Origin of the sequence: Paenibacillus baekrokdamisoli (assembly GCF_003945345.1) — a bacterium.
Taxonomy (GTDB): Bacteria; Bacillota; Bacilli; order Paenibacillales; family Paenibacillaceae; genus Paenibacillus_Z; species Paenibacillus_Z baekrokdamisoli.
In genome coordinates this window covers 6,873,525-6,900,491 of record NZ_AP019308.1, presented here as the reverse complement: position 1 = coordinate 6,900,491, position 26,967 = coordinate 6,873,525, and the positions used below count along the sequence as shown (strand labels likewise).

The 26,967-nt window shown below is 46.2% G+C and carries 28 protein-coding genes; 10 read left to right on the top strand and 18 right to left on the bottom strand.

Annotated elements, in window-relative coordinates; translation table 11 throughout:
* Positions 1-23: 23 nt before the first annotated feature.
* Entirely contained in the window at positions 24-932 is a 909-nt protein-coding gene (locus EKN16_RS30485) for a TIGR01777 family oxidoreductase (RefSeq protein ID WP_125665196.1), read from the top strand.
* Positions 933-955: 23 nt separating this feature from the next.
* Here EKN16_RS30485 and EKN16_RS30480 read toward each other — a convergent pair whose 3' ends face one another.
* From EKN16_RS30480 to EKN16_RS30435, 10 genes are read right to left on the bottom strand one after another with little or no spacing between them, the layout of a single operon-like run.
* A complete protein-coding gene (locus EKN16_RS30480) occupies positions 956-2,557 on the bottom strand; it encodes a DUF6382 and FHA domain-containing protein (RefSeq protein WP_164523058.1) in 1,602 nt (533 codons plus the stop codon).
* Positions 2,558-2,575: 18 nt separating this feature from the next.
* Positions 2,576-3,094: an A24 family peptidase gene (locus EKN16_RS30475; RefSeq protein WP_164523057.1), complete on the bottom strand. Its 519-nt coding sequence runs from the start codon at positions 3,092-3,094 to the stop codon at positions 2,576-2,578.
* A 40-nt stretch (positions 3,095-3,134) separates the two neighbouring features.
* Positions 3,135-4,103 carry a TadE/TadG family type IV pilus assembly protein gene (locus EKN16_RS30470; RefSeq protein ID WP_125665190.1) on the bottom strand — a complete coding sequence of 323 codons (969 nt, stop codon included), beginning with the start codon at positions 4,101-4,103 and terminating at the stop codon, positions 3,135-3,137.
* Complete coding sequence (locus EKN16_RS30465) at positions 4,066-6,291, bottom strand: hypothetical protein (protein ID WP_125665188.1); 2,226 nt, start codon at positions 6,289-6,291, stop codon at positions 4,066-4,068. The genes EKN16_RS30470 and EKN16_RS30465 overlap by 38 nt, the downstream gene beginning before the upstream one ends.
* Positions 6,292-6,331: 40 nt before the next feature.
* Positions 6,332-7,063: a pilus assembly protein gene (locus EKN16_RS30460; protein WP_125665186.1), complete on the bottom strand. Its 732-nt coding sequence runs from the start codon at positions 7,061-7,063 to the stop codon at positions 6,332-6,334.
* On the bottom strand, positions 7,047-7,232 hold the full coding sequence (locus EKN16_RS30455; protein ID WP_375782088.1) for a Flp1 family type IVb pilin: 186 nt from the start codon (positions 7,230-7,232) through the stop codon (positions 7,047-7,049). The genes EKN16_RS30460 and EKN16_RS30455 overlap by 17 nt, the downstream gene beginning before the upstream one ends.
* Before the next feature lie 27 nt (positions 7,233-7,259).
* Positions 7,260-8,141, bottom strand: coding sequence for a type II secretion system F family protein (locus EKN16_RS30450; RefSeq protein ID WP_125665184.1), 882 nt, complete (start codon positions 8,139-8,141; stop codon positions 7,260-7,262).
* Positions 8,142-8,173: 32 nt separating this feature from the next.
* Positions 8,174-8,998: a type II secretion system F family protein gene (locus tag EKN16_RS30445; RefSeq protein ID WP_232016107.1), complete on the bottom strand. Its 825-nt coding sequence runs from the start codon at positions 8,996-8,998 to the stop codon at positions 8,174-8,176.
* Entirely contained in the window at positions 8,995-10,233 is a 1,239-nt protein-coding gene (locus EKN16_RS30440) for a TadA family conjugal transfer-associated ATPase (RefSeq protein ID WP_125665182.1), read from the bottom strand. The genes EKN16_RS30445 and EKN16_RS30440 overlap by 4 nt, the downstream gene beginning before the upstream one ends.
* A complete protein-coding gene (locus EKN16_RS30435; protein ID WP_125665180.1) occupies positions 10,199-11,347 on the bottom strand; it encodes an AAA family ATPase in 1,149 nt (382 codons plus the stop codon). The genes EKN16_RS30440 and EKN16_RS30435 overlap by 35 nt, the downstream gene beginning before the upstream one ends.
* Before the next feature lie 286 nt (positions 11,348-11,633).
* On the opposite strand from EKN16_RS30435, the gene EKN16_RS30430 reads away from it, so the two are divergent.
* Positions 11,634-12,272: a nitroreductase family protein gene (locus tag EKN16_RS30430; protein WP_125665178.1), complete on the top strand. Its 639-nt coding sequence runs from the start codon at positions 11,634-11,636 to the stop codon at positions 12,270-12,272.
* Positions 12,273-12,376: 104 nt separating this feature from the next.
* On the opposite strand, the gene ndk is transcribed toward EKN16_RS30430, so the two are convergent.
* Both ndk and EKN16_RS30420 read right to left on the bottom strand, forming a co-directional pair.
* A complete protein-coding gene (ndk, locus tag EKN16_RS30425; RefSeq protein WP_125665176.1) occupies positions 12,377-12,847 on the bottom strand; it encodes a nucleoside-diphosphate kinase in 471 nt (156 codons plus the stop codon).
* Between the two features lie 131 nt (positions 12,848-12,978).
* Positions 12,979-14,787, bottom strand: coding sequence for a M3 family oligoendopeptidase (locus EKN16_RS30420; RefSeq protein WP_125665174.1), 1,809 nt, complete (start codon positions 14,785-14,787; stop codon positions 12,979-12,981).
* A 196-nt stretch (positions 14,788-14,983) separates the two neighbouring features.
* On the opposite strand from EKN16_RS30420, the gene EKN16_RS30415 reads away from it, so the two are divergent.
* Together EKN16_RS30415 and EKN16_RS30410 are read left to right on the top strand one after the other, a co-directional pair.
* The gene (locus EKN16_RS30415; RefSeq protein WP_125665172.1) at positions 14,984-15,181 is read left to right on the top strand and encodes a YycC family protein; all 198 of its coding nucleotides are present in this window, start codon (positions 14,984-14,986) and stop codon (positions 15,179-15,181) included.
* Positions 15,178-15,411, top strand: coding sequence for a hypothetical protein (locus EKN16_RS30410; RefSeq protein WP_125665171.1), 234 nt, complete (start codon positions 15,178-15,180; stop codon positions 15,409-15,411). Before EKN16_RS30415 ends, EKN16_RS30410 begins: the two co-directional genes overlap by 4 nt.
* A gap of 161 nt (positions 15,412-15,572) precedes the next feature.
* Here EKN16_RS30410 and EKN16_RS30405 read toward each other — a convergent pair whose 3' ends face one another.
* Positions 15,573-16,268 carry a DUF2225 domain-containing protein gene (locus EKN16_RS30405; protein ID WP_125665169.1) on the bottom strand — a complete coding sequence of 232 codons (696 nt, stop codon included), beginning with the start codon at positions 16,266-16,268 and terminating at the stop codon, positions 15,573-15,575.
* 18 nt (positions 16,269-16,286) lie between these two features.
* The gene (locus EKN16_RS30400) at positions 16,287-16,667 is read right to left on the bottom strand and encodes a globin domain-containing protein (RefSeq protein WP_125665167.1); all 381 of its coding nucleotides are present in this window, start codon (positions 16,665-16,667) and stop codon (positions 16,287-16,289) included.
* Between the two features lie 457 nt (positions 16,668-17,124).
* Here EKN16_RS30400 and ylbJ point away from each other — a divergent pair, with 457 nt between their 5' ends.
* The 3 genes from ylbJ to EKN16_RS30385 all read left to right on the top strand — a co-directional run bounded on the left by ylbJ (position 17,125) and on the right by EKN16_RS30385 (position 20,818).
* The gene (gene ylbJ, locus EKN16_RS30395; protein WP_125666828.1) at positions 17,125-18,210 is read left to right on the top strand and encodes a sporulation integral membrane protein YlbJ; all 1,086 of its coding nucleotides are present in this window, start codon (positions 17,125-17,127) and stop codon (positions 18,208-18,210) included.
* 70 nt (positions 18,211-18,280) lie between these two features.
* Positions 18,281-19,078, top strand: a complete 798-nt coding sequence (locus tag EKN16_RS30390; protein WP_125665166.1) for an NAD kinase — start codon at positions 18,281-18,283, stop codon at positions 19,076-19,078.
* Positions 19,079-20,818 carry an ABC transporter ATP-binding protein gene (locus EKN16_RS30385; RefSeq protein WP_125665164.1) on the top strand — a complete coding sequence of 580 codons (1,740 nt, stop codon included), beginning with the start codon at positions 19,079-19,081 and terminating at the stop codon, positions 20,816-20,818.
* 87 nt (positions 20,819-20,905) lie between these two features.
* On the opposite strand, the gene EKN16_RS30380 is transcribed toward EKN16_RS30385, so the two are convergent.
* Both EKN16_RS30380 and lipA read right to left on the bottom strand, forming a co-directional pair.
* On the bottom strand, positions 20,906-21,721 hold the full coding sequence (locus EKN16_RS30380) for a YutD family protein (RefSeq protein WP_125665162.1): 816 nt from the start codon (positions 21,719-21,721) through the stop codon (positions 20,906-20,908).
* Between the two features lie 19 nt (positions 21,722-21,740).
* Entirely contained in the window at positions 21,741-22,634 is an 894-nt protein-coding gene (lipA, locus tag EKN16_RS30375; RefSeq protein WP_125665161.1) for a lipoyl synthase, read from the bottom strand.
* A gap of 217 nt (positions 22,635-22,851) precedes the next feature.
* On the opposite strand from lipA, the gene EKN16_RS30370 reads away from it, so the two are divergent.
* The gene (locus tag EKN16_RS30370; RefSeq protein ID WP_125666826.1) at positions 22,852-23,886 is read left to right on the top strand and encodes a M23 family metallopeptidase; all 1,035 of its coding nucleotides are present in this window, start codon (positions 22,852-22,854) and stop codon (positions 23,884-23,886) included.
* A 141-nt stretch (positions 23,887-24,027) separates the two neighbouring features.
* Here EKN16_RS30370 and yunB read toward each other — a convergent pair whose 3' ends face one another.
* Together yunB and EKN16_RS33335 are read right to left on the bottom strand one after the other, a co-directional pair.
* The gene (gene yunB, locus EKN16_RS30365) at positions 24,028-24,885 is read right to left on the bottom strand and encodes a sporulation protein YunB (protein WP_125665158.1); all 858 of its coding nucleotides are present in this window, start codon (positions 24,883-24,885) and stop codon (positions 24,028-24,030) included.
* Positions 24,824-25,027, bottom strand: coding sequence for a hypothetical protein (locus tag EKN16_RS33335; RefSeq protein ID WP_232016104.1), 204 nt, complete (start codon positions 25,025-25,027; stop codon positions 24,824-24,826). The genes yunB and EKN16_RS33335 overlap by 62 nt, the downstream gene beginning before the upstream one ends.
* Before the next feature lie 149 nt (positions 25,028-25,176).
* Between EKN16_RS33335 and EKN16_RS30360 the strand changes: the two genes are divergently transcribed.
* Positions 25,177-25,638 (top strand): MarR family winged helix-turn-helix transcriptional regulator, encoded by a 462-nt coding sequence (locus EKN16_RS30360; RefSeq protein WP_232016102.1) that lies wholly within the window; start codon positions 25,177-25,179, stop codon positions 25,636-25,638.
* 14 nt (positions 25,639-25,652) lie between these two features.
* Positions 25,653-26,894 carry an MFS transporter gene (locus EKN16_RS30355; protein ID WP_125665156.1) on the top strand — a complete coding sequence of 414 codons (1,242 nt, stop codon included), beginning with the start codon at positions 25,653-25,655 and terminating at the stop codon, positions 26,892-26,894.
* Positions 26,895-26,967: the final 73 nt, after the last annotated feature.

The window sequence follows — 26,967 nt, the reverse complement described above, 5'->3', positions numbered from 1 at the left end:
ATGAATTAATGGAGGCTTGGGCTATGAAGGTCGCAGTAACCGGTGGAACTGGCTTTGTCGGCAGTAATGTCGTCGATGCACTACTACAACGTGGTGATGAGGTATGGATTATTTCACGCTCGAAGGGCAAGAAGGCCATAGAGCGCTCTGGATTGCATCGGATTACGTGGTCTGAACTTGCCTCCTCCCCTAATAAGCTTGAAGGCTTGAACGCGATCATAAACTTAGCAGGTGAATCCATTAATCAACGATGGACCAAAGCAGCGAAAGAAAGAATTCTTCAGTCCAGACTTGATGCCGCAAGTCAGATCGAGCATTTCGTTACTTTCCTGAAAACCAAGCCTCAAGTCGTTGTTAACGCTTCAGGTATTTCTATTTATGGTATGTCGCTGACGGAGACATTTGACGAGCATAGTCCATGGAACGTCAGCGATTTTCTATCTTCAGTCGTTGAGAAATGGGAAGCGGCGGCTGACCGCATTGCAGTCTCTCGCTTAGTAAAGCTTAGAGTAGGACTTGTCCTTGGTAAGAATGGCGGTGCTTTTCCTTTGATGGCCCTGCCTTATCGACTGTTTGGGGGAGGCAGAGTTGGAAGTGGCAAGCAGTGGATGCCATGGTTACATATAGAAGACATTACTCGTCTTATTTTATTCTGTCTGGATAATAAGGAGATAGAGGGAGCCGTAAATGCATGCGCGCCTGAATCGGTAACGAATGATTCGTTTGGGCGTGCACTTAGTCAAGCAATGAGCAGACCACATTGGTTCCCAGTACCGGCTTTCCTTTTAAAAACGGTATTGGGTGAATTGTCACTCTTACTGCTGGAAGGACAGCGAGCTGTACCTCGTAAAGCATTGGAGCATGGCTTTACATTCCGATATCCCACTATTGAAATTGCTATGAAGGAACTAGTAGGTAAGAACAAAAACTGAGCTTCTTCGTATTAGAGATGCCCTTATAAGGTTCGATACGTGTATTTTGGACCCTTGTCTCCAGCCAACTGTACGCAATCCCCACTGTTTAAGGGGTAGGCCTTATAAGGAATCATCATTTGACCATTCCATGTACTTCCATTTCTAGACCCGACATCCTTGGCGGACCAGCCTCCATGACTTGACGTCAATTCCAAATGAGCACGTGAAATGCCTGACGAGCTATCCACATAGTTTGTGCCTTCCTCTGAACGTCCGATTATAAAGCTTTTGGCTTGAAGAATAATTTTCTCCACAGATCCCTCTGTCTCACGCTCTACCCAAAAATTTGCCGATTCATTTGTACTGCCTGAGTAATCTGCTTCTTTACCAAGCAAAACAGTTGCCTCATTGTTATTGTTCCTACTTGCAACTATCTCCATCTGCCTTGCAGGCTCAGGAGCAGGTGCTTGTACTTCAGGTGCTTGTACTTCAGGTTCTTTACGTGCAGCAAAGGGAGTTCGATTCTCATTTCCAGCCAGCCCTACCATCACTTCATCGCGACTATTCATTTTACCCGGTATTACGCGCCCTGGTTTCTTAACGGCTCTGCTCAACGGTATCGAATCAGGCACGAAACCATCTTCCTCTTCATTCCACTTTGATCCAAGACGCCAATCTTCAGCTGAGACCTCGTTATTACCATGCTTCGCCTTCCAATATATTAATAATCCTGCTACCGCCATAATTGTTAGTCCTGTACTGATTAGAAGACTTGTCTGATTAGGGGAGGGCAAATAAAGAAATCGCCAGATTATCCCGACAATTACAATAAACATTGTGCCTAAAATCCAGCCTTTTTTGGATGGATTTTGCTCAGTATCTTCGCTATCCATATGAACAAGAGGCAGCTCTTTATCAACATTCCAATGGGTATAATTAGGTTGAGCCTCGCTGATCTTTGGCAGTTCTATATTTGAAGACTCTTTCATTCTGAATGGAATTAGGTTCGAATTTTGAATTTGCGCTGCGGCGGCTTGCCTACTAAAACGTTCCATATCCTCACTGTGAATCGTACCTAAAAGGGAATGAATCGTTTGTCGTAGACGGCTCCATGAAACATGCTCCTCTCTCAGATCGTGAAGAATACGTTGAAGACCCACTCCATCTGGCTGATCGACATAACCAATCCACTTTACCGTCATCGCAAGTACAGCTTCACCTGTGGAAGGTACAGCTTTTATCCCCCGCAGAGGCATATAAACAAGTGCCACATCCGACCAGGATTCGCCCACAAAAAGACAGTGGTCACTAAGCATAAAACCCTCCGTACGCAGCATGTAATGCTGACTATCATCAAGTGCTTCAGCTACTGTTAACAGCAGCGAATAAAACTCAAGCATGGAGATCTGCTGCGTCTGCAGTCTATGAATCAACATTCGTCTCCCGGATAGTGAAAAGCGGAAGGTAACCTTTCCATCAATGTCCACCCAGTCTATTGGAAGCAGCTTTGGAATTCGTTGACCTTGAAGCATTTGTATCTCTACCTCATCCAATTCTTCGCGCAGTATCCCCGAATCTCGGTCAACAATCATCTCATGACCCCGACTTGTAGAGAAATCAACACGCAATTCTTCTGTATTCAACACAGCTCCTCCTCTCATCTACATATAAGTGATATACCAAACAGTCAGCGCTGCCGGAACAACTGCAATCATAAAAGGAAATCGCAAGCCATTCTTATTCCATGCCAGGAGCACTTCTCTCTTGCTTTCAGTTCCTGGAACCATCATCGTAAGGATCCCCATCCATATACGCCTGCCAAAAGACCCGTTAACAAAAAGAAGGAAAACGCCCACAGCTCCCGCATAAAAGATGGCATAAGCAAGAACCTGAAAGACCGTTATCGCGCCCATCCAAGAACCAAGTGCAGCAAATAGCTTTACATCCCCCGCTCCAATCCCCTTAAGTGCATAAAGAACTAGAAGAGGTATAAACCCAGCAGCAGCACCAAGCAGGGAATAACTGCTACCAGCCAGCCCAGCATTAACGGAATGATAGCCGATCCCCATAATCACAAACGTTACCGTCAAACTGTTCGGTATCTTCATTCTTCGTACATCATTAATGAATGCGAGTAACAGCAGCAACGCCGATGCGCCGATAGAAACGGTAACGGCCATAGTACATTTCATCCTCTCAAGCTAATTCTCAAGCTAATTGTTAGGAACTTTTTTTCTCTACGATAAAATGTCTGGATACCGTCGTCCCGTCCGCTGCCGATACACTAAGCTCCCAAACACCCGGTGTTGTATTGCCGGATACCAGCCATGTCCACTCAGCCCGTCCAGTATCATCTGCCGTCGTTTCACCAATATGCTTCGCTTCGCTTCGTCCACTTTTATAATCAATGACTAAATTCAATGCACGGCAAGGATCGGTCTGAACGATTAATCGTGCCTTTCTGCCTGGGCGCAGTGGATCAGGCTCTATGGAGATAATCTGAATATGGGCATGGTCCTGATCGGTTTCTTCACCCTCTGAATTTGCCGGTACAGAATCACGAATCCAAGCTCTCTCCTCTGCCTGCTCACGTACAATAAGGGAACGTTTCGTAAATGGAAAACCAAGCTTAAACGTATACTCTGCTTCCACAAGCACGTATGCTTCCGTTTTCCCTTTGAAATCAGGCAGGGATAGCTTACTAAGTCTCAGCAGCTCTGGATCGAGTATGGCTTGATCAGCCTCATGGCGAAGTAAGGGTTCAATGACAGATCGACCAATTTCCGTTGAAGCTGTATCACTAACAGCCTTCCAATCACCACGTAAAACTGCAGCCATTAAAGGCCCAGCAGGTGAAGGAAGCCATTCCTCGAGCTTATCGGAAGCAAACGAGAGACCCGGAAGCTTCTGCATAGATGAAGAGGAATCAGGCTTTCCTGAGGCTGGAAGGGATGATGCCACCTCATCGAAGGCGAGCTCTACAGGATATATATTAGCTGCCATCTGACGAACCGTTTGGGAAACCGTGCCATGCAGCGCCATTTGAACCGCAGACAAGCGGATGAGGCAAATGAAGAAAATAATAACCATCAATACAATTGGCATAATGAGAGATGCTTCAAGCGCGATACTCCCTGATTCACACCGTAAGTTACCCGTACGACCAGCCAATTGTTTTTGTCGTTTCATAACGGTTACCCTTTACCTTTCCTTTCAAAATACCGAACCTGGTAAAGCTCTTCATGAGTCCAGGTAGGAACCAAAGGTTCACAGAGGCCGTTAGCTCACCGGATAACCCAGTAGATGTCTGGGTAAGCGTGATTCCTCTATTCTGTTCAATAACTGCGATAGCACGAGCCATTCTTCTTTCACTACTGCCATGTAAGAGTAAGAAAATCCTCAAATAATCAAGATAAGTCACATCGACTCGCACATATTTGGATAGCGGTGTCGATCCCTTCTGGGCAAGTGATAACATGTCCTCCATCGCTTTCTCTAGGCCGTATAGTATCGATGCTGCCAATACAAGGAGTGGATGACCGAGTGCGCGACACTCTACAAGTCCTTCCATCGTACGAACTGCCAGTCTAAAGGCGAATATCTCGCCATATGCAGCAGACACATTGGCAGCAGGACTATGAAGTCCATACAACAAATATTCGACTTCTTGATTATGAAGGCTCAGTGCATCTTTAAATTCGCTGCTGTCCGAACCTTGCATCATAGCTTTAAATTTAGATGGATCAAATGTTGTGAACCGATGCACGATGTATTCATTCATGTATAGCGGGTCCCGAATATCTTCGAGCATATCAGCCATGCCAGTGAAAATGGTGCCCATCTTGGACATGGAAGCTTCAGCCTCCTCATTAATATCACCATTGCTATCAGTTGAACCCCCTTCCTCCTCCGTCAGCTCCCCTTCTTTCAAGAGTTGATTAAAGTGAAGGTTTGTTTCATAACGCTTCTTCACCTCATCAAATTCCTTCTGATGCTCCTCCTTTTGCGGGACGGCTTTCATGCTTTGCAGCAGGCTGCTTACCTGTCCCCATTTGACCTTCGCCTCTTGTTCCTTTTTCTTTCGTTCCGCATCAAAGGACTGCCTCCCCGACAATTCATTAGCGCGCGCTTTAATAATGGCGGCCGGTTGGATATAGGGATATGCGTAAGCGTTATAAACATTGCGTAAGCGATTAGAACCTTCGTTAAGCTGCTGTATAGATGCTTGATTGGAAAGTGCCATAAGCATGCTAGATTGGAAGCTGGATGCTTCTGTTTGAAGAGTTTGGAATTTAGCCGTTTGTTCAGCAAGCTCCTTCCGATAATCAAGAAACCATTCAGGCGATAGAAGCAGCTGCTCCACCGCTTGTTTCGTTTGATCCATTTGAGTAAGATCATTAGCACTTACCGCAGCGGTGGTGCCGGTATCTAACTGCTGGTTGTTGACGCGGTCATAACCAGTCCCTGTCTGCTTCTGCTTCATCTGTTGAATGATAACGCGCATATCGGCATTGTAAATTTCTGCATCCTGCAAAGCCGCTACCGCCTTACTGTCCAGCTTTTGATGAAAACTTGAAGCCGATTCAACCTTATTGCTAAGCTCCGCACTTGCGGTTCTTACGTTACGTTCATAAGCGGCAATCTCATTTATATAAAGTGCTTTCTCCCCTTCCTTAAGGGAAACATCATGGTTACGCCAAGCAAGATAAGAATTATAGGTGCTGATCATGCCAGCTAGACCATTCCCACTGTTTTCAACTTCTTCAGCCGCCTTGGCCGAATCTCTTTGATAATCGAGTACAGTCTGAAGCTGAGACTCGCGTTGATCATACAACTTGCGAACCTTCTCCAGAACATCAACCGCAGTGGAGGCCTCCTTCATCGCTGATGAAATAGGTGCGAATCGGGAGGCGACCTCCATTGTGAAATCAATTGGCGCCTTATATTTCATTTCTTCAAGTACCTGTCTATTAAATACAGAATGAGTGCCAAGAACCTCGTAGCTGTCTACATGAGAGGAGAGAAGGTCAATCTGCAGCAATTGAAATGATTTATCTTTTGCCGATCTCAAATTGTTCGCTGCCGAATGTTTAAACAGCTCTCCCCTATCGGAACCACCTGTCCCGAATAATGCGTATTGATCATAGAGCCCACCCTCATAAGCGGATAAAGATGAACGAATTCCGGATTGGGCAGCTATCTCTATCTGCTTCTGAAAGGCGGCAATTCTCGCATAATCAATCAAGACAGTAGTTAATAAAAGAATCCCAGCTGTAGCGACTATGAGGTAGACCGATACAGAACCGTTTTGGCCAGACCATAACTTGAATCGCTCTTGTTTAAGGCTTGCATTGATGAATTGCAATAGTCTGTCCACACGTCCTCTCCACAGGTTCAGGCATAGAAAACATACCTTTTCATTTATTCTTCAGATCCAACACTTTCCGCTTACTGAGCACATCTGAGGCCTGCTTCTTCTTTTCCTTACTGTCTGTCATTTGACTGAATTTAGCTGAGTAATAACGAACCAAGTCGACATTGCGTATACCTTCAACAGGGTCCACCACATTGGCATGTCCCATCGTGTTAGGTTCAGAAGAACCAAGCATTGCCTCAAGAGGAGTGATAGATAATGGCTGCCGAAGTGCAACCTCAACCCGCTTCTCAATAAGACCATAGGAATATTTCATATTTCCTTCAAAGGGTTCCGGTATTCTATCTGCTATACGGCTCATCTTAGCTAGGGGAAGATTCGAAGAGGAAGCCTCAGAAGTATCCTGGTTATGACTGCCCTTCTGATTGATTTCAACCCTCATACTTTTATCGGGACTGGAGGCATCATCAAAGCCAAATAAAGATTGAATGACGCCGTTACTGGACATTCGCCAATACAAGCCATCATATTGTCCCGTCAAGCCAATTCCACTGCTCACGTCACGCTTACTATTATCCCAGCGGAACGCAGCTCGCTCAGCAGATACTGAAGCAGTATAATAAAGGACAATCTTCTGATAGCTGTACATACTAAACATAATCAACACTAAAAGAGCGAAGAAAATAGCAGGGAAGACCATGGAGGATTCCAGCGTAAAGCTTCCTTCTTCCCCTCTGGGCCAGCAGCGCATCCCCCTCTTAATTAAAGATTTCATTTGCCTTTTTATCAGCATTACCCATAAGGCTATTCAGAAGCGCGATGATCCACTTCTTAAACAACAAGGCCAAAATAATGACTACCGCAATAATTAATACGATCTCGAGTGTACCCAGGCCATCTTCCTCGCTCCAGAACTTACGCATTGTCTTTGTCCATTTTTTCACTATCGAATCTCTCCTTTAATTTTCTTTTTATCCACCCATCATGAGAATAGCCGGTGAGGCAACAAGTGCCATTAATATGAGGAATATGCCTACTAGTGGGAATACGAGCTTGGTCGATGCTTCTTCTCCTCTTGATCGAGCAACTGCTTTGCGCTTCTCCCAAAGGGAATAAGACAGCTCCTTCAATGACAATACGAGACGATCACCGCCTCTTCGGTAATTCAGCAGAATGGTCGTCGTAAATAAAGATACTTCCTGCACTGCACAGCGTCTGCTGAAAGCTTCCATCGCAGTACTGAAGGACTCGCCGTTGCGCACCTCCTCGTTCATCCGGCGAAGCTCAATCAGAAAAGAATTTTCCAGCTTCTCTTCCTTGCGCTCCGCACACCGAATTAGTGCCCGCTGGACGGTCTCTCCTGCTCCTAGCAGAAGCATCAGCTTACTTAATACTTCAGGAATAATAAGTAAAATATCTTGCTTACGCTGATCAAACTTGCTATGCGTATCTCTCCACTTCGCCGTCGGAATAACGAAGCCCAACAGTAAGCCGAGATAGAGAAGTATTTGTTCTCCGCTTAATACACTAAGCCAAGCTCCACTAATTGCAGCAGCATAACCGCAGCCTATGGCCAACGAGGCAAACTGCTTCGTTGCTTCAACCGACCATCCTGCCCCACACAGCACATAGAGCTTACTATGCAGGGCTGCCATAAAGGGTTGAAGACGATCAAAAATACCGCTTCTCTCCAGTAATAAGCGCATAGGCAAAATGATTAATCGTCTAACAGATGGATTATTCAATGCCTCGTTATCTATCTTCATAAGCCCGAACTGCTCCGAATCATGTTCACAAATTACGAACCCTATAACCCAAATCATCGTAAGCAGTATACCGATTAGTACAGCCATCGCGCGTCATGCCTCCTTCGTTCGTTATTGATCTACATACGAATGTTCATCACTCGCACCATAGCCCAATAACAAACCGCTAGGAGCAAAAGGGATACGGTTAGCAGTACATAGCCTATCTCGTGATAAAGGGGAGCCATATAATCTGGAGCTGTCATGCCTAGAAAAGCGAGAAAAACAAATGGAACAGCCATCATAATTCTAGATTCATAACGTTTCTGCGCGACCATAACCGCAATCTCCTGTTGGACTTCCAGCTTTTCACCAATCGTCTGCGATGTGCGCCGTATGACCTCAACTAAATCTCCACCTGAGCGTTTACATGTCATGAAGACATCAACGAATTGGGTGATATCATCGATTTGTGCTCTCTTACTGAAATCAGATAGCGCATGTTCGAGCGGCTCCCCATACGCCATTCGTGATTTAATGATTTCGAATTCGGTTATGACCTCTGTTCGCGGGTCGGGATAAAGCAATCGCAGATCCTCAAGAGAGGTTACAAACGCATTTTCAACTGATCGTCCTGCTGCTAGTGAAGAGGTTAAGGAATACAAAGCTTCTTTGAATTGCAGCTTTAGTCTTTCTCTACGCCTTTGCAGAAGTGAATTCCGATGCTGCCGAGGTGCCAGAAGGCCTGCAAACGATAAAATAAGCGAAACGCTAACCGATCTATAAAACAAATAAGTTGCAATAAAAGCGATAACACCCCCGACAAGCGCAGCCCTTATAAATTGTTTGTCGGTTAGGTCATATACCGAGTAATTCGGCAGTACGCTCCCCCGTCTAACCTTTGGATCATCTCTGCTCTGAGGCCAGCCAAGCCAGACTAACCAACGCTTTCGTTGGTTTCTCACTGCTCGTCATCTCCTTTCAGCGGCGTAAAACCTGCCATCTGCAGCTTCCAGGTCCGCTGCAATCGCTGCTTCGTTCTTACTAGACCGCCAATTACACGGCCGTCCTGCTCTCCTTCTTCTTCAAAGCGATAAAGCGATTGAAGGCTAACCTCGCCTCCGTCAACACCGGTTATTTCACAAATTTCGGTTACACGCCGACTTCGATCACGCATTCTAGACAGGTGAACGACAATATCGATGGCTGATCCAATTTGCTGCCTAATGACTGCAACTGGCAAGTCAGCTCCGCTAAGAACCATCGTCTCAAGCCTAGCCATCATATCCCGCGCACTGTTTGAATGCCCTGTACTCAAGCTTCCATCATGGCCAGTATTCATAGCCTGCAGCATATCGATCGCCTCACCACCCCGCACTTCCCCAACAACAATTCGATTCGGTCGCATCCGAAGTGAAGCACGGATCAGCTCTCGTATCGTGATTTCGCCTTTTCCTTCTGTATTGGCATTACGTGTTTCTAATGAAACTAAGTTTGGCACGTTACGTATTTGCAGCTCAGCCGAATCCTCGATGGTTACAATTCGCTCGTCAGAAGGAATGTATTGAGACAAAGCATTCAGGAAGGTGGTTTTCCCCGAGCCCGTTCCCCCGCTTATGAAGATATTGTACTTAGCGGCAACAAGCTGCTGAAGAAACTCGGCTGACTCCTCGCTTAACGCGCCCAGCGCTATTAAATCCGTGATTTGAAGCGGCTTATCCGGAAATTTACGAATCGTCATTGTGGGTCCCTTCAAGGCCACAGGCGGCAGAACGATATGAACCCTTGAGCCATCCTTCAGCCTGGCATCCACTATAGGTGAGGATTCATTCACGACCCGATTCACTCCCGCAACGACGGACTGTATTAAATCCTCCAGACGCGATTGGCTTTCAAATGTGAGCGGTAAACGGCTTAACTGCCCTGCACGCTCCACAAACAGCTCCTCATGACTATTGATCATAATTTCCGTTACTGTCTCATCCTCCATTAAGGGCTGAAGTAAATCTAATCCCCGGAAGGAGTGGAACAAGCGCCTAACAAGCTGTACCTTCCCGCTTGCTGTTAAGGGATGTAGACGGCACCACTGAAAGACGGTCTGCTCAATTCGCTCCATGAATGCCTCATCTGACATGGCACTGTCCAAATCGAGCTGATCCCGAATTTTAGCCTTTAGCTGCATGACGACTTCCTCTTGCATCACCTGCTCCCCCTTCGACATGAGATACCCGACTTAATAGCGAATCTACCGCTCCAAGATAAGCCGCTGAAGCGAATGTATCAAAAGCTTGACCACCGTTGTCCCATTCAGCTATATAGGGCAGCACCCCATCGATTCGCAGATTCAATTTCGTATCCATGCTTATTTCCTGCCGCTGGGCCCTTGCTTGAATGAAGCGGAATTTGCGGCTTTGCTCCAAAAATGCTGCCCCCCACTTCTGTTCGCCATACTTAAGCGCAAGCTCGGTTTTGCGGAGGACGACACTCTGCTCACTGACTAACCACAACACGTGATCGGAAGCCTCATATACCGCTTGATGGAGCGGCTCCAGTCTGCTATCCAGATCAACAACGACCATGTCATATTGACCAAGCCCAGCAATCACATGTAACAACCGCTTCGCCTGCTCGCTTGTTATAGAAAGCCGCTCTTCGGCATTACTGCAAGGAGCGAAATAATCAATCTTCAAGTTCGCATGCCGTTTGCGCAGCTGCGTTAATCGCGTTAGCGCCTTTTCCGGTTGACTCTGTAACGTATAGAGCATTTGCGAAAAATCATCCTCGCCCTCTTCTCCGAAATAAAGAGAAGTGGCATTCCATTGTTCCAAATTCAAATAAAAAACTCGCGCTTGGCGCATCCCGGCCTGTCCTGCCAGCTGCAGCGCTAGCGTAGTTTTGCCTATTCCACCGCTTGCCGAGTAAACAGAGACAACCACAGCTCCAGCACCCCCTTCAGCATGAACCATGTGATCACCCGAAGCCGAAGCGGCGTGAACAGCCGAGAATGACTGAAGCAGCTGCGGCAAAGGCTGATACTGTATGACTTCCGTATACATGGAACATTGTCCGAGGTGGGCAACAAGCACCACAGTAGGCGTTATTCCTGCTGCTTCTCCTAACTCTTCGAGCATCGATTGCTGAGCAACGATTAGATCAGCTCGATAACCAGCCCGAATGAAATGCCTTAACGCGGTCGGATTCGTAAAAGCAGTCAGCTGCCAATTCTCACCGAATGCATCCTGCCGAATATAATCGGCAAGGCGCTCAATATAATCCGCTTCCTTGACTGCAAGAATCAAGCTCTGTTTGCTCATAGATAATACCCCCACACTTCCTATGCCAATTGAGAGTTATGAAGACGCAAAAAAGCACCGTAACAACACAGATGATCTGCGTTATTACGGTGCTTCCGTAAGGTCCTTTTTCAATTGCCCATAATCTACCATAAGGTGAGGTGATCAGTCAATGCTCAGAAAAAAATTTTTTTAAACTACCATTATTCCGATTGCTTATCATAACTAAATGAACTATACTAAAGTAAGCATACACCAAATAAGTAAGTGTGTACAATAAACATATAAATAGGAGACGTGAGATATTATGAGCCAACCGACTATAATCCCAGTATTATCAGCAGAGGAATTTATCAAAACACGGCATTCCGTTCGTAATTTCAAGCGGGATGTAACGATTCCAGCAGACACATTGAACGAAATTCTGGAGCTGGCTTCAGCCGCACCATCCGCATGGAATCTTCAGCACTGGCGTTTCCTCGTCATTCAAGAACAAGCTCAGAAGGACCTTGTCAAAGGTATTGCCTATGGGCAGCAGCAAGTTTCTGATGCCTCTGTCGTTGTGGTGGTCCTTGGTGATCTTCAAGCCAATTTAACCGGACACCAAATTTATAATCAAGCTGTTGACGCAGGTGAGCTTGCTCCAGAGGTTCGCGATACACTGCTTGGTCAAATCGATGGCGCCTATAAATTTGAGCAGGTCGCTCGTGATGAAGCCCTTAAAAATGCTGGTCTAGCTTCCATGCAGCTTATGCTTGCGGCAAAAGCCAAAGGCTATGATTCGGTACCTATGGGTGGATACGATAAGGATCGATTAATTGAAGCACTCAAAATCCCTGCACGTTATCTTCCCGTTATGATTATTCCTATTGGCGAAGCAGCTAGCCCAGGACGTGCTACAGGCCGAATTACACTAGAACAGTCGGTCATAAAAGAATCATTCTAATCGTATTTATCGAACGCATCAAAACTTATACTTTCATATATTTTAAATAAAGCAAAAGCCCTCCAATCCCTCTTTTAAAAAGGGGAATCGAAGGGCTTTTGCGTCTAATGTGAAATATTAACGTTACCAGAGTCTTCATAACCTGTCATGTGGAATAACATAGGATCTACTCTATCCGCATGAAAGAACAGATTGATTTCACGCTGAGCATTTTCCGTAGAATCTGAACCATGTACAATATTCCCTGCAATATCCAAAGCGTAATCTCCCCGAATCGTTCCCGGAGCTGCTTCAACAGGATTCGTCTTGCCGATCAATGCGCGGGCATTAGCAACTGCATGCTGCCCCTCCCACACCATGGCACATACCGGACCTGATGTCAGATAATGAACCAATTCACTGAAAAAAGGCTTACTTTGAAGTTCACCGTAATGCTGCTCGGCTAGCGACTGCTCAATGGTCATTAATTGAATGGCAGTTAGCAGCAGCCCTTTCTGTTCAAACCGAGTAATGATAGGACCAATAAGCTGACGTTTCACCCCATCAGGCTTAATCATAACGAATGTGCGTTCCATTTGACGTAGGGCTCCCTTCAGAAAACAAGCTTTTACAGAAACTAAACAGCGGGCAAGATTAAGCAAATTCTTCCTCACTCTTTAGTTTTCCATTATCAGCCATGTTTCAACCCTAATCCGAGCATTCTTCCTTACTTTTCTGTAAGTTTAAGAAAGGTATGGACATCCTCAGTCGTTACCGCCACAGCACCTCTCCAGAAATCCGGCTCATCCAAACGCACGCCAAGATGCTTCTCTGCAAGCGCCTCGACTGTCATTCGGCCCGTATCGCGCAATAGCTCCACATAACGATCGGCGAAGGCTTTGCCTTCCTTTTTCGCAACTGCATAAATGCCACAGCTGAATAAAAATCCAAACGTATACGGAAAGTTATAGAATGGAACGTCGGTCAAGTAAAAATGAAGCTTAGATGCCCAAAAATTCGGATGCAGCTTGCCAAGGGCTCCATTAAAGGCTTCCCGCAGCGCTTCCTCCATCAAGCTGGACAGTTCTTCCTGACTGAGCATGCCCTTTTTCCTTTGTTCATAGAAGCGTGTTTCAAACAGGAAGCGTGCATGAATATTCATAAAAAAGGCAACCGAGCGCTGCAGCTTATCTTCGAGCAGACCCAGCTTTTCCTCAGGATCAATCGCAGCCTGCAGCGCCGAATCGGATACGATAAGCTCAGCAAACGTAGAAGCCGTCTCCGCAACATTCATGGCATATTCCTGTGCAAACGGCGGCAAATCATCCATCACATATTGATGATAAGCATGTCCAAGCTCATGAGCCAGCGTTGAAATATTCGATGCTGTACCTGAATAGGTCATGAAAATGCGAGTTTGCTTGCTCTTCGGAAAAGAAGTGCAGAATCCACCTGGTCGCTTACCCGGCCGATCTTCTGCTTCAATCCAGCCTTCTTCGAATGCCTTCTCTGTAAACTTAGCTAGATCCGGACTGAACGCTCGGAATTGATCAATGATAAAAGCCGCCGCCTCATCGTAGGGTACCGTCCGACTTGCTGATCCGATTGGGGCATCTACATCATGCCAATCAAGCTTGGCGATACCAAGCAGTTCCGCCTTACGGTCTAGATAACGAACGAGTTCCAGCTTGCCTTCATTGACTGCCGTCCACATGGCATTAAGCGTCGCTTCGCTCATGCGATTCATCTCCAGCGGTTCTTTAAGCACCGATTCCCATCCACGCTTCCCATAAAGCTTCAGACGGAAACCTGAGATCCGATTGAGTGTCTCTGCACTAAGCTCTGCCTGCTCGCCCCACTCCCGCTCCCATTCGATGAATGCGGCTGACCGTACGTCACGGTCAGGATGTGATAATCGATTATGCATTTGACCCGCAGATAGAAACTTGGTGCTTCCATCCTCCTCAGTCACCTGAAAGCGAGCCCGGGATACGATTGTATTATAGAAATCACCCCAGCCATGGTATCCATCAACGGAAAGCTCACCGGCAAGCGCCTCTAGGCTTGGGGGCAGCTTTTCTTTGGCAGCTTCGCGACGTTCATTCAATATAAAAGCGACCGGGCTAACAGCCTCTTGCTTGATCCATCGCTTCCAATCCCTTTCATCAACCAACCGGAGCTGTTCATCAAAGCTCGTTAAGGCACTGTTAAATTTGGCTGCCATGGTCTTTACTCGATCATTCAGGCCCTGTGCTGTAGAATCCTTCATCTTCTGTGCTAGTAAGCAAGAAACGAAGGAATCCACCTGACGAAGCCGCAGCAATATCGATTGAACAGTGCCGGTCCAAGCCGTCAGTTGCTCACCTTTCACAGGTTCTCTAGAAACATTTGATTGTTCCGCAGCTGCTTGCAGCTCCTGTGTCAAAACCTCAATATCTGCTTCCATCCCAGCGAGCTCAGCGACAAAAGCAGAAGAGTCCGAGCCACCCTCATAAATGGCATCTAAGTCCCATGTTAAAGTGTAATTTGTCATCATGACCTCCTAAAAATATAGAATCCTTTACCTTATAAGGATAAGCTTAAGTTCCCTATGTATGGACTACCCAACGTTGCTTAATCCATCTTTGCAGTGTATAACTGAATTATATCGAAAAGGTGACCCCTAAAGCCAATCATTAAACAAGCGGACCGCATGCTTCATCCAGCATCGGACGTTATAAGGAGCTGAATGTATGTCCAAGCCTCTGCAATTGTCTGCGGAAACAGCTGTTAAACTCTCGAAGGAACTAAACGTGCCACTTGAGCATTTGATGCATATGCCCAAACATATTTTACTTCAGAAGCTAGCCGAGCTAGCTAAGAACAGTAATAACGCACCGGAACCAACAGCTGAGAATAATCAAGCTGATAAAGGAGCAACCGATTCGTGATTCCGTTTGAACAAACATGGCCTTATGATATCATCATGAAAGATGTCTACGTCCCCTCTTGTCCCTTCTGCGGCCAAGATAATGTATTGCTTCCCCTTAAGCCAGCTGAACTCGGTGACATTCGAACGGGCAAGAAACGTTTACTCGTCTTCCCTTGCTGCCATGGACGTTTAACGATTATTGATGCTGATCAGGATTATCTGCTCGCAGATACTAAGCTAAGACGATAGAAAGTTATAGCGGATAAGCCTCGATCATCAGCATCGGGTTTTCTTAAAAGGGCTGCACATTGTGAGTCAATCCCAATATTAGAACGAAAAAGCCTCCAAAAACCACTACGATAGTGGAGTTGGAGGCTTCTTCTATGCATGTAATCCGGGAACAACCCTTATTAAACGATTGCTTGCTCTTCTTCTAAAGCTTCACTCTCAACAGGTTCATTACGCAGCAGCTGCCACATATCACGTGATGCTCGAATCATGGCTGCATCCGCGATGCGCTTATCATTCACAACCTTAGAAAACCAACGTACGGCAGTCTTTCCTTCACCAAGCCGTCTATTTAATTCACCAATTAGGAACATGAGCTTCGCATTGTTAAGTGAATCCACTTCCGTCTCATATACGTTAATATAGGAATCCAGTGCAAACCGCAGAAAACGAAGTTCCTGCTGCTGCATACCTTTGTAACGATAAAGCCAAGCTATGTGATGTAAAATACCGGCTACGACCCGCTCCTTCTCACCAATTGCTTGGGCACAAAGCAGTGCCAGCTTATAGCAATCCATGGCCTGATCCTCGCTTCGAGTACCACTGAAATCCCTATATGTCCATTTCGACCCAATTCCATCCAGATATTGTTTCTTTTGTCTATCCGACAATTGGCCTATTCCATTCTCCGTAGATGCATAGCCGCAAGTCGGACAAACACGAACAACATAATATTCTGGATTAACATCACCCTTGAAATAAGAGCAAAAGTCGCTGTCCCGTGAAGAAGCTTTCTTAAAGCTTGGTCTTACGCGGGACGTTTGGTAAGGTGTTTCACAGCAGATACAAGTCATCGAAATCATATAGAGCGGCTCCATACAACCACATCTCCTCGGCTAGTCGTCCGTATTTATAAAATGATGGGCCGGAGCGGACAAGCGCTCGATAATGAATAGTCGCAGCTCCTCCGGCATACCCAGATCAACTAGCGCTCTATTCATACAATCCAGCCATGCCTCGGCACGTTCCGGCGTTATTGGGAAAGGCATATGGCGCCCCCGCATCATCGGGTGACCATATTGATCAGAGTAAAGCGGCGGCCCTCCAAAAAATTGAGAAAGAAATAGCGCTTGCTTATCCATAACGGGTGTAATATCTTCCGGGAAAAGCGGTCCAAGTAAAGGATGCTCCTTCACTTTGGGATAAAAGACCTCAACAATGCGTCTTACCCCCTCGGTTTCGCCGACCGCTTCATAAATAGTACTATAGTTATTCATCGTCCAATTCATCTCCAATTTGTAGGTCTTTTGTAGTGGTTCTTTAAAATTATTTTTTTCCAGTAAATAGCTTCCAGAAAACAAAAAAATGCCCTTCACTAGGAGGGCATTCGGTGTGTATTAGTACGAATAAACAACAGAATTAGCTCTCATAATCCTCTTCACCAGGAGCCATCAGTGACTCACGGATGACATAAACGAAGGCGCACACGAGGATGCCGGCAATAATACTCATAAGTCATCACCCCAAGCATTCGATGTACTTCTATTATATCATAGTTATGTCGAAAATAATACTCATTTATGCAAGCGTTTTCCAAAAATTTAACAGCTCCTTCCAGTTGATTTTTGTACGGAAAAAGTATGCTTTTTAATTCAACAAGTGATGTTTGTCCTACTTGGCTCATATAGAAATAGAAAGTCATTTTTTTATTCATATGGAGGGACGCCTGTGTCTATGGTTCGTTTCATGCTTCGTCCAGCAATCATTCCTGCATGGTCGGCCGTGCTTATCACCTTGCTGCTTATTCTCTTTCCCTCTGCTGCGCTTGAGTCTTCACTTCGAGGCCTATCCATCTGGTGGCAGGTCCTATTCCCGGCACTCTTCCCTTTCTTTGTTATATCTGAGCTGCTGCTTGGCCTTGGCATTGTTCACTTCTTCGGCACGATACTTGATCCGCTTATGCGGCCACTATTCAGGCTTCCTGGCAGTGGCGGCTTCGTGGTGACGATGGGATATGCATCCGGTTATCCGGTCGGCGCTAGATTAACTGCTCAGCTCTGGGAACAGAAGCTTGTAACGCGAGCGGAGGGTGAGAGGCTTGTTGCCTTTACAACCACTTCAGATCCGATCTTCCTGATTGGGGCGGTTTCCGTTGGCTTCTTTCATAACGCAGCATTGGCACCGGTTCTCGCTGCTGCCCACTACGGAGGCGGACTCCTGATTGGTTTCCTCATGCGCTTCCATGACAGACGTTCTCCAGGTACCATCGTCTCTCCAACTGCCAAACCACCGATGCTGTCCACCAGAAGTAAAAAATCACGCTTAGCTGAAGCGCTTCGCACGATGCATCAAGCAAGACTGCTCGATGGACGCAGTATCGGGACTTTACTGCAGGACGCCGTTCAAGCAGCGCTCAGACTTATGATCGTTGTTGGTGGGCTGGTCGTTGTCTTCTCTGTAATTATGGAGATGCTTAAGCAGGCTGGAGCAATTGGCGTTCTTTCTGAAGCTATTCAAGCTATTCTTAATCTAATTGGCGTTCCAGCAGCTTTATCGGATAGTGTCGTTAATGGACTTTTTGAAGTGACACTCGGTGTGCGTTCAGCCGGTGCCGCTGCAGGTAGCGGACTTATCCATCAGGCTGCAATAGCCGCCTTCGTCCTTTCCTGGGGCGGGTTATCTGTTCACGCGCAGGTTGCCAGTCTGTTAAGTCGTACTGACCTTCGATATCGACCTTTTCTGATTGCTCGCCTCGTTCATGGATGCATTGCTGCAGCGCTCGTATATATTCTTTGGAGCATTCTGGGTCCCACCGGCTAACATTGTATTCATCGGCATTTTCCGCTATGATCGATGTATCTTATCATCAGTGCGGAAGGAGCTTACATCTTTGAACTATGTCGTTGTGGATAGAGGAGATCGATTATCTAAAGAGCTTACAGAGCGGTTTCACGTCCTAGCAGCTGCTAATGGACTTCAGCGTAACGATGACCTGCCAGAGATGGTTATATCCATCGGCGGTGACGGTACCCTCCTGCAAGCTTTCCATACTTATGTGGATCGAATAACGGATGTCGCTTTCATCGGCGTCCATACAGGTCACCTTGGTTTTTTTGCCGACTGGAAAGCTGATGAGCTTGAAGAGCTTGTACGTATGATGGCTGAGAGTGATCCGCGCATCGTACGGTACCCGCTCGCCCAAATTGAATTAGATACAGAAGAAGGACTTTCCACCCGCTTGGCACTTAATGAGTTTACGGTCAAAGGCGTAGACAATACATTAGTTGCACAAATCAATATCAATGATCAGCTGTTCGAAATGTTCCGGGGCGATGGCATTGTCGTCTCCACGCCATCAGGCAGCACGGCTTATAATAAAAGCGTGGGAGGCGCGATTATTCATCCCTCCATTGAATCACTGCAGCTTGCCGAGATTGCATCTATCAATAATCGTGTTTACCGGACGCTCGGTTCTTCCGTCGTCCTGCCGCAGCATCACCATTGCGATATTATTTCGCGCAAGGATCAGCGTTTACAGCTGACCTTTGATCATTTGAATATTACTCGCAGCGACATTCGATCCATTCGCTGCAGCGTTGCCGGTTTCAAAGTCAGCTTCGCACGTTATCGTCCGTTTCCTTTCTGGAACCGTGTGCGTGAAGCGTTTATTGGATATGACGTGAAGTAGATGAAGGTATTTCGTGCTTATTTGCAGATCGTAAAGCCATACAAATGGTTAATCGGGTGGACGATTGTGATCGGCATCATTAAATTCTCTATTCCGCTTACATTGCCGCTCTTTCTTAAGTATGTCATTGATCATATATTGCTTGCGCCTCTTCCAGCTCCTGATAAATACAAGAAGTTATTCCATGCAGTCGGACTAGCCTTTATCCTATTTGTCATCATACGCTATCCGATTGAATACTTCCGCCAATATTTTGCGCAGCTCACGACGAGCCGCGTTTTATTTGATTTAAGAAACAAGCTGTATGCTCATCTGCAGAGGCTCTCCATTCGATTCTATCAAAACCGCAAATCAGGCGAGATCATTTCTCGTATAATGAATGATGCAGAACAGACCAAAACCATCGTTGAAACCGGCCTCATGAACATTTGGCTCGATCTGTTCACTCTTTCTATTGCTTTGCTTATTATGTTTAATATGAATGTTCTATTAACTCTCGTAGCGATTGCTATCTTTCCTTTCTATGCATACGCCGTGAAAAAGCTCTATAAGCGTCTCCGTAGTTATTCCAGTTCGCGCTCCCAATCTCTTGCGGAGATGCAGGGCTATCTAAATGAGCATATTAATGGCATTTCCGTCGTGAAAAGCTTTACGCTAGAGTCCTACGAAGAACAGCAGTTCGGTGCACGTAATAAAAGCTTTTTAGAACGTGCATTCGCGCTTACGAGATGGAATGCATTTACTCAGTCTATCGTGAACACGTTAACGGAGATCGCACCGCTTCTAGTGCTTCTATTTGGCGGTTATCTGGTTATTGAGAGCCGATTGACAATTGGTGAATTTGTAGCCTTCTATGGTTATCTGGACCGTCTTTATGGACCGCTTCGCAGGCTTGTTGATTCATCAACAGTGCTCACGCAGGCGTCGGCCTCACTTGAACGTGTCATGGAATTGCTTCATGAGGAACCAGAAGTTCAAGATTTGCCTGATGCGGTTAGCATGATGAAGGTAAAAGGCGATATCACATTCAATGATGTTTCTTTCCGTTATGACAATGACAGTGATTGGGTCATCCAGCATATCCATTTAACCATTCCCCGTGGACATACGGTAGCGCTTGTCGGAATGAGTGGCGGCGGCAAATCTTCGTTGGTCAGCCTTCTCGCCAGGTTCTATGATGCCGAGGAAGGCAGAATCACAATTGATGGACAAGATATACGTAAGGTTACGCAGCAAAGCTTACGCTCACAAATCGGCATGGTGCTCCAGGATAACATTCTATTTAGCGGATCTGTCCGCGAGAATATTCAGCTTGGTAATCCATTCGGTTCAGAAGAGGAACTGCTGACAGCTGCCAAACAAGCGAATGCCCATGATTTTATCCTGACACTACCTAAGGGCTATGACACCGAGATCGGAGAACGCGGTGTCAAGCTCTCTGGGGGGCAAAAGCAGCGTATTGCAATTGCACGGGTATTCTTGAAGAACCCCGCCATTCTTGTTCTTGACGAAGCAACCTCGGCACTAGACTTAGAGTCGGAGCATGCCATTCAAGAATCACTTGCTCAGCTAGCTCAGAACCGTACCACACTCGTAATTGCACACCGTTTATCAACCATCACACATGCGGATCTAATTGTTGTTATTGAGCATGGATCGATTACCGAACAAGGAACGCATGAAGAGCTCATGGAGCAAGACGGGGCTTATGCGAGGCTATATAATGTGCAGCATTTGTAGGCAAAGAATGGATCCTGTACCAATCCCATAAAATGTGCAAAAGAACCTTCAGTTCCACTATTAAGTGGAACTGAAGGTTCTTTATAATTAACTAAGCTTAGGTCCTTGATCTTTTCCCCGCATTTGCTGCTGCGGTGAACCCGTTTCGGAGGCTGCAGCAACAGGAGCTTTGGCTGCGCCTGCGAAATGCTGTCTCTTCGCACGGTTGCGTTCGTTACGATCGCCACGATCTGATCGTTCCGGTCGTTCACTACGCTCATTTGCGTTACTGGCACGTTCCTGCTGTTGAAGATTCGCACTGCCACCCTGCTGCTGCCTAGGAGCACCTTTATCACGGTCCTTGTTAAAGGGCTTACGGCCTTCTTTGGCAGGCGGCTGATCTTTATCCGTTTCCTTCGGAGCATCCTTCCGGACATTCTTATGGTGGAATTCCCTCCGTTGATCACGCTGATGACGCGGCAGGAATTTGACCTGTTGATATTCCTGGGCACCTTCTTCACCCTCGACTACAGTCGCTGTACGAGAAGGGCCTGTTTCATAAATCTCTTCGCTGCCCTCTCGATGCTCAGAAGCATTAGCGTCGTCTTCTTCATGACCAGACAACTCTGCATCCTCACCTTGCTTCGGACTCTCTGGCTGCTTATGGAGCACGAAGTATGCACATCCGAAATTACAATATTCATTGATGTAATCTACCATACTGGAAAAAGCGCTATCGCGCGTTACTTTTGGATTATTATCACGGAAGAAGCCTTTCAACCTAAGCTGATTGTAGCCCCAATCACCGACAACGTAATCGTATCGTTCCAGAACATCGCTGAAACGCTCGCGAAAGGCTTCGATGTTCCATCCATTTTTATTTTCATGCATTAGCTCGTAAGTTCTGCCGCTGATATAGATCAAAGGTTCTCCCCACTCCTTCTCACATTGTTGCCGTTGCCTCGGTAGCGGACTTTACCTGCTCATGCGCATGATAAGAGCTTCGGACAAGCGGTGCAGATTCAACGTGACTGAACCCGCGTTTCAAACCTTCAACCTTCAATTGAGCAAATTCATCCGGGTGGACATAACGATCGATTGCCAGATGAGTTGGCGAAGGCTGCAAATATTGACCAAGTGTTAAAATATTAACGTCATGGGCACGGAGATCATCCATGGCCTGCAAAATCTCGTCCCATTCTTCCCCAACACCAAGCATAATACTTGACTTCGTAGGGATTTCTGGCTTCATTTCTTTAGCACGCTTCAGCAGCTCCATGGAACGGCTGTACTTAGCTTTCGCGCGAACGCGATCAGATAATCGCTCGACGGTCTCGATATTATGATTAAGAATATCCGGATTCGCATCCATAACGGTTTGGAGTGCATCCATGTTACCCAGAAAATCTGGAATAAGTACTTCAACGCTGCATAAAGGCATCCTTTTACGAACAGCTTTAATCGTTTCAGCGAAGATCATTGCCCCGCCATCAGCTAGATCATCACGGGCTACAGAAGTAATGACGCAATGCTTCAGTCCCATTTGTTCTGCTGCATCCGCTACGCGTTCTGGTTCCTCCAGATCAAGCTCTGTTGGCATACCCGTTGTTACCGCGCAGAATCTGCATGCTCTTGTACAAATATCGCCAAGTATCATAAAAGTCGCTGTTCGGTTCGCCCAGCATTCATAAATGTTCGGGCAGCGCGCTTCTTCGCATACCGTGTGAAGTGTTTTGGAACGCATCATATCTTTAAGTTCGGCATAATTGCCGCCTGTTGTTAGCTTAATTCGGAGCCAGTCCGGTTTTGGAAGAGATTCCTTCTGTTTGGTCTTCATGAGGGCATACCTGCTTTCTGTTGATTCCTTCGCCCTATTATAACATGTTTCGAATAAAAACCAATGATTTGCAAATCATAACAACAGTCGGTCAGCCACCATTTCACTCTGATTTCGTCAGACGACCAGCCTACAAGCTAGGCTTACCTTTTGTGGTTGGGAGAAGAAGCAATTGAGACATAACTTATTACGCCTTACGCTACTAAGCACGATCGTCATGGGTACAGCAGAAGCATTCTACGACAGCCGTGTTTCCTCTGCTGCTGTACAGCCGCAAGCGATCACTATCTTCAATCCTGCTAGCCAAATGTCCGCAAATCCAACTTCGGCACCAAAGGATGACGGCTTTGAGAAAAGACAGGAACTTTACAATCGAATCAGCGAATTAACGAGTATCCCGTGGTACCGCCTTGCCGCAATTGATCAATATGAACGAAATATTACGAAGGTTCGCTCCAAGACCCGAGAGCAGCTTGGCAGTTGGATTAGCATATTCGTAACCGAAGCCGATTGGAGCGGACAATTAAACCCGGACGTTCACGATGAGGTTCCTGCCTCCATTCGTTGGTTCAACGGTATTGGATCCGATGGAGACGGAGACGGTATAGCAAAACGTACAAATGACACAGATTTACTCTATTCGGTTGCCAGCCATTTGATGCGATATGGGGGCTCAGAGGAGGATTTTGCGATTGGTATGTGGGATTATTACCATAATGCGAGATCGGTTCAACGTGTTCAGCAGTTCTCCCGCTTGTATGCGGCTTTCGGTAAGCTAGACCTCTTCGAGCATGCTTTCCCCGTTCCCGTAGGCAACAACTACTCCTATAAGGGGACGTGGGGCACCAAACGAAGCTGGGGCGGCTATCGCATCCATGAAGGGACCGATATTTTTGCCCATCACGGACTGCCGGTACGCAGCACCTGTTATGGTGTCATTGAGGTGAAGGGTTGGAATCCTTATGGTGGCTGGAGGATGGGGATTCGTGATTTAAATAATATTTACCATTACTATGCTCATCTTTCTGGTTATGATAAGACGATAGAAGTTGGTACTGTAGTGAAACCAGGCCAAATTATCGGCTGGGTGGGAAGCTCCGGCTATGGCAAGCCCGGCACACAAGGCAAATTCCCTCCTCACCTGCATTACGGGGTGTATCGGGATCGAGGTTTAATGGAATGGTCATTCGACCCTTATCCGTTACTTCGGCAGTGGGAAGCCGAGGAGCGGAAACGAATAAAAAATAAGTAACATGCGAACAAGCGGCTGCCCTCAAATTGAAACCGTAACTCAGGTGAATAGACACTTAGGTTCTTAGGACTAAGTATCGATCCACCCGAGTTTCAGCTCAATTGAGCAACCGCTTTTTTTTTGCAAATTTTTCAACTAATTCTAAGGGCTATTTGAATGGCCTGAAGCTGAATCACTTTTCATCGAATGGGTCGATGTGTCGGAAGAGTCCGATTCTGTATTTGGATCGTTATGTGGAACTGTCGTCGAGACACCACCTCGGCCGTTCTGCACCGGTAATGAAATGCTCGGAGCATTCTGTGCCGAGCTGCCAACAGGCTTCCCGTTATTATCGTAGTAGTACATCGGCACGTCACCAACAACGAGCAGATAAGAGATCGGCACATCCGTTTCAACCAGTTCAGGCTGTGTGTCAAACGGAATAATGATCGAAACCTCTGCAACGATATGCATATATACCTCTACCAAAATCATATTAATCCCGGCATTCTGCTGTTTTGTCTCCAGATCAACCTTGGCCGCTCCGATCGGCTCGAACTTTACCGGAATTCGCGGACCAAATGAGGCGATAATCGCGCTACCCAGTGCTTGCCCAAGTGGAATTTTCTCTGGAATATCACCCATATGGTTAAGTGTGTTTTGCACTCGAATAGCTGTTTCTGACGTAATACGCATATGCTCGGCATAATTAAGCATGAAGCCCGAGATTTTACCACTGGCATTCGTTTTCCAATCGATCAGTTTATCCGGATTGGTCTGCGTGGCTACTTGCTGGGATATCGCTTCATTGATCGCTTGCGTAGCGACCTGCTTCACACGAATCTTAGCAACCGTCATCAGCGGCTCCTGCAAGTTGCGCTCGACGAATATGAACATTTGGAACATAAGTAAGCATAGGATCAGCAGAATGAATAACCACAAACCCTTACGGCTCTTTTTACCTGATCGGCGTTTTCCGCCGCTGCTGCCGCGCCATCGCCGTCTCCCCCACTTTGGCATGCGACGCCTCCTCTGCACTTCGTCCGCATTTCTTTTCCAAGCTTATGCGGAGATCGTCCAAAAAAGAAGACAACAGGTCACTTCCATTAGAATTCGAAATAACGACGAGCGTTATGATACGAAATGTTCTGAACCATTTCACCGAGTAAATCCATATCAGTAGGAGCCGCGGGATTATCGTCAAATCAATCATTAGCCAAAGGTTGGATTGGGCTAACGATTGATTTGACAATTGTAGTTGTCTCACTTATAGTTGTCTTAACAACTAAATGATATTGAGGTGTTTTTAAAGTGGAACAATCACCGTTAACAACAAGCCAGCTCGATGAATCGGTTGGCTTCCTCATGGGAGTAACCTACCGAAAATTAACAAACTTCTTGCTTCAGCGGCTCAAAAATTATGATATAACGCCTGAACAATGGGCTGTACTCGTTCGTGTGCGGGAACAGGAGGGCTTAATTCAGAAGGAACTCGCAGCGCGTTCTGGTAAAGATAAGCCAACTACAACACGAATTCTAGATACATTGGAAAGCAAGCAGTATATTACGAAGAAACCAGATAAAAGCGACAGAAGATCATTTCTTATTTACATGACTGAAAAGGGCAACACACTCATTGAGCAAACCCTACCCATCGAACGGCAAACGCTAGTCGATGTTACAGCCGGTTTCAGCAAGAGCGAATATGATATGCTCATCCAGCTGCTCTTGCGAATTGGCGAGAATCTGAATCAATTAACGAAAGAAGACTAAGGAGAGTCCTGACCATGTCTAATCAGCTAGAACTTCAAAATAATACAAAGCTCATAGAGAAACCGGAGAAGCTGTGGACGTCGACGTTTATCGCGTTAACGCTATCTTTTTTCTTGCTTTTTCTATGCTTGCAAATGCAGCTTGCCCCGCTACCTTCCTATGTAAAGGATCAGTTTCACTCGGGTAATTTTGTCGTGAGCTTATTAACCAGTCTATTTGCGTTGGCCGCCATCGTATCCCGATTTGCTACTGCTATATTGATGCGTAAGTATCAACGTAATCTTCTGCTCTTCATCGGTTTGTTCCTTACCGCAGTATCAACTGCTACAATCTCATTTACTGATTCCATTACCGTATTATTGTTTCTTCGGGTTGGCTTCGGAATTGGTTTTGGCATGAGCAGCACGATCTTGCCTACGCTAGTCTCACAAATTATACCTCGCAGTCGATTAGGTGAAGGAGTCGGATATTTCGGCTTATCCACCAGCTTAGCAATGTCATTCGGACCTATGATCGGTCTCAGCATGCTGGCTGGATACGGATTCCCTTCATTAACCACTCTTAGTAGCGTTATCGTTATCATCATTATCCCTACCCTAGTATTCAGTCGCAGCCTAACGATGAAGCCGGTTCAAGCACCAGATGAACGCAACTCAACTGCAACCGCTACAAGGAAGCCAATTACAAAATCAAGCAGAAAATTTCTACTACCGGCTATTCTGAACGCCTTATTCTCCATCACTTATGGAGGCCTGTTAAGCTTTATTGCCCTGTTTGCTAAAGAGGTCCATCTTGCCCATATCGGTTTATTTTTCCTCTTCAATGCTTTATCGGTTCTCATCATCCGGCCGATATCTGGGCGCCTCTTTGATCGAAGAGGACATATGGTATTACTCATTCCCGGTGCATTATTCATCATCGCGAGTCTGACTATTCTTTCTTATGCGCATACGTTCCCTTCTCTAGTCATCTCCGCGTTGCTTTACGGACTTGGACTCGGTGTTATTCAACCAGCCACTCAAGCCTGGATGCTTAAAGAATCACCTCTTGAGAAGCATGGCATGGTAAATAGTATGTTTTACAATTCCACTGATTTGGGTGTCGCTCTAGGTGCTATGCTGCTTGGCTCAATTGCATCTGTCAGCAGCTATGCTGTTATGTATCGCTATGCTGCCAGCATTATGCTTGTATTCTTGCTCGTATATGGCTGCATCCTCCTTGTGGGTAATAAGAAGAAACCTCAACTTGTAAAATAAGAATGTATAGTAAAGCAAGCTGAAAAAGCGCGCACCGGTTGATTATCGGCACGCGCTTTTTTAGCTTTTCCAA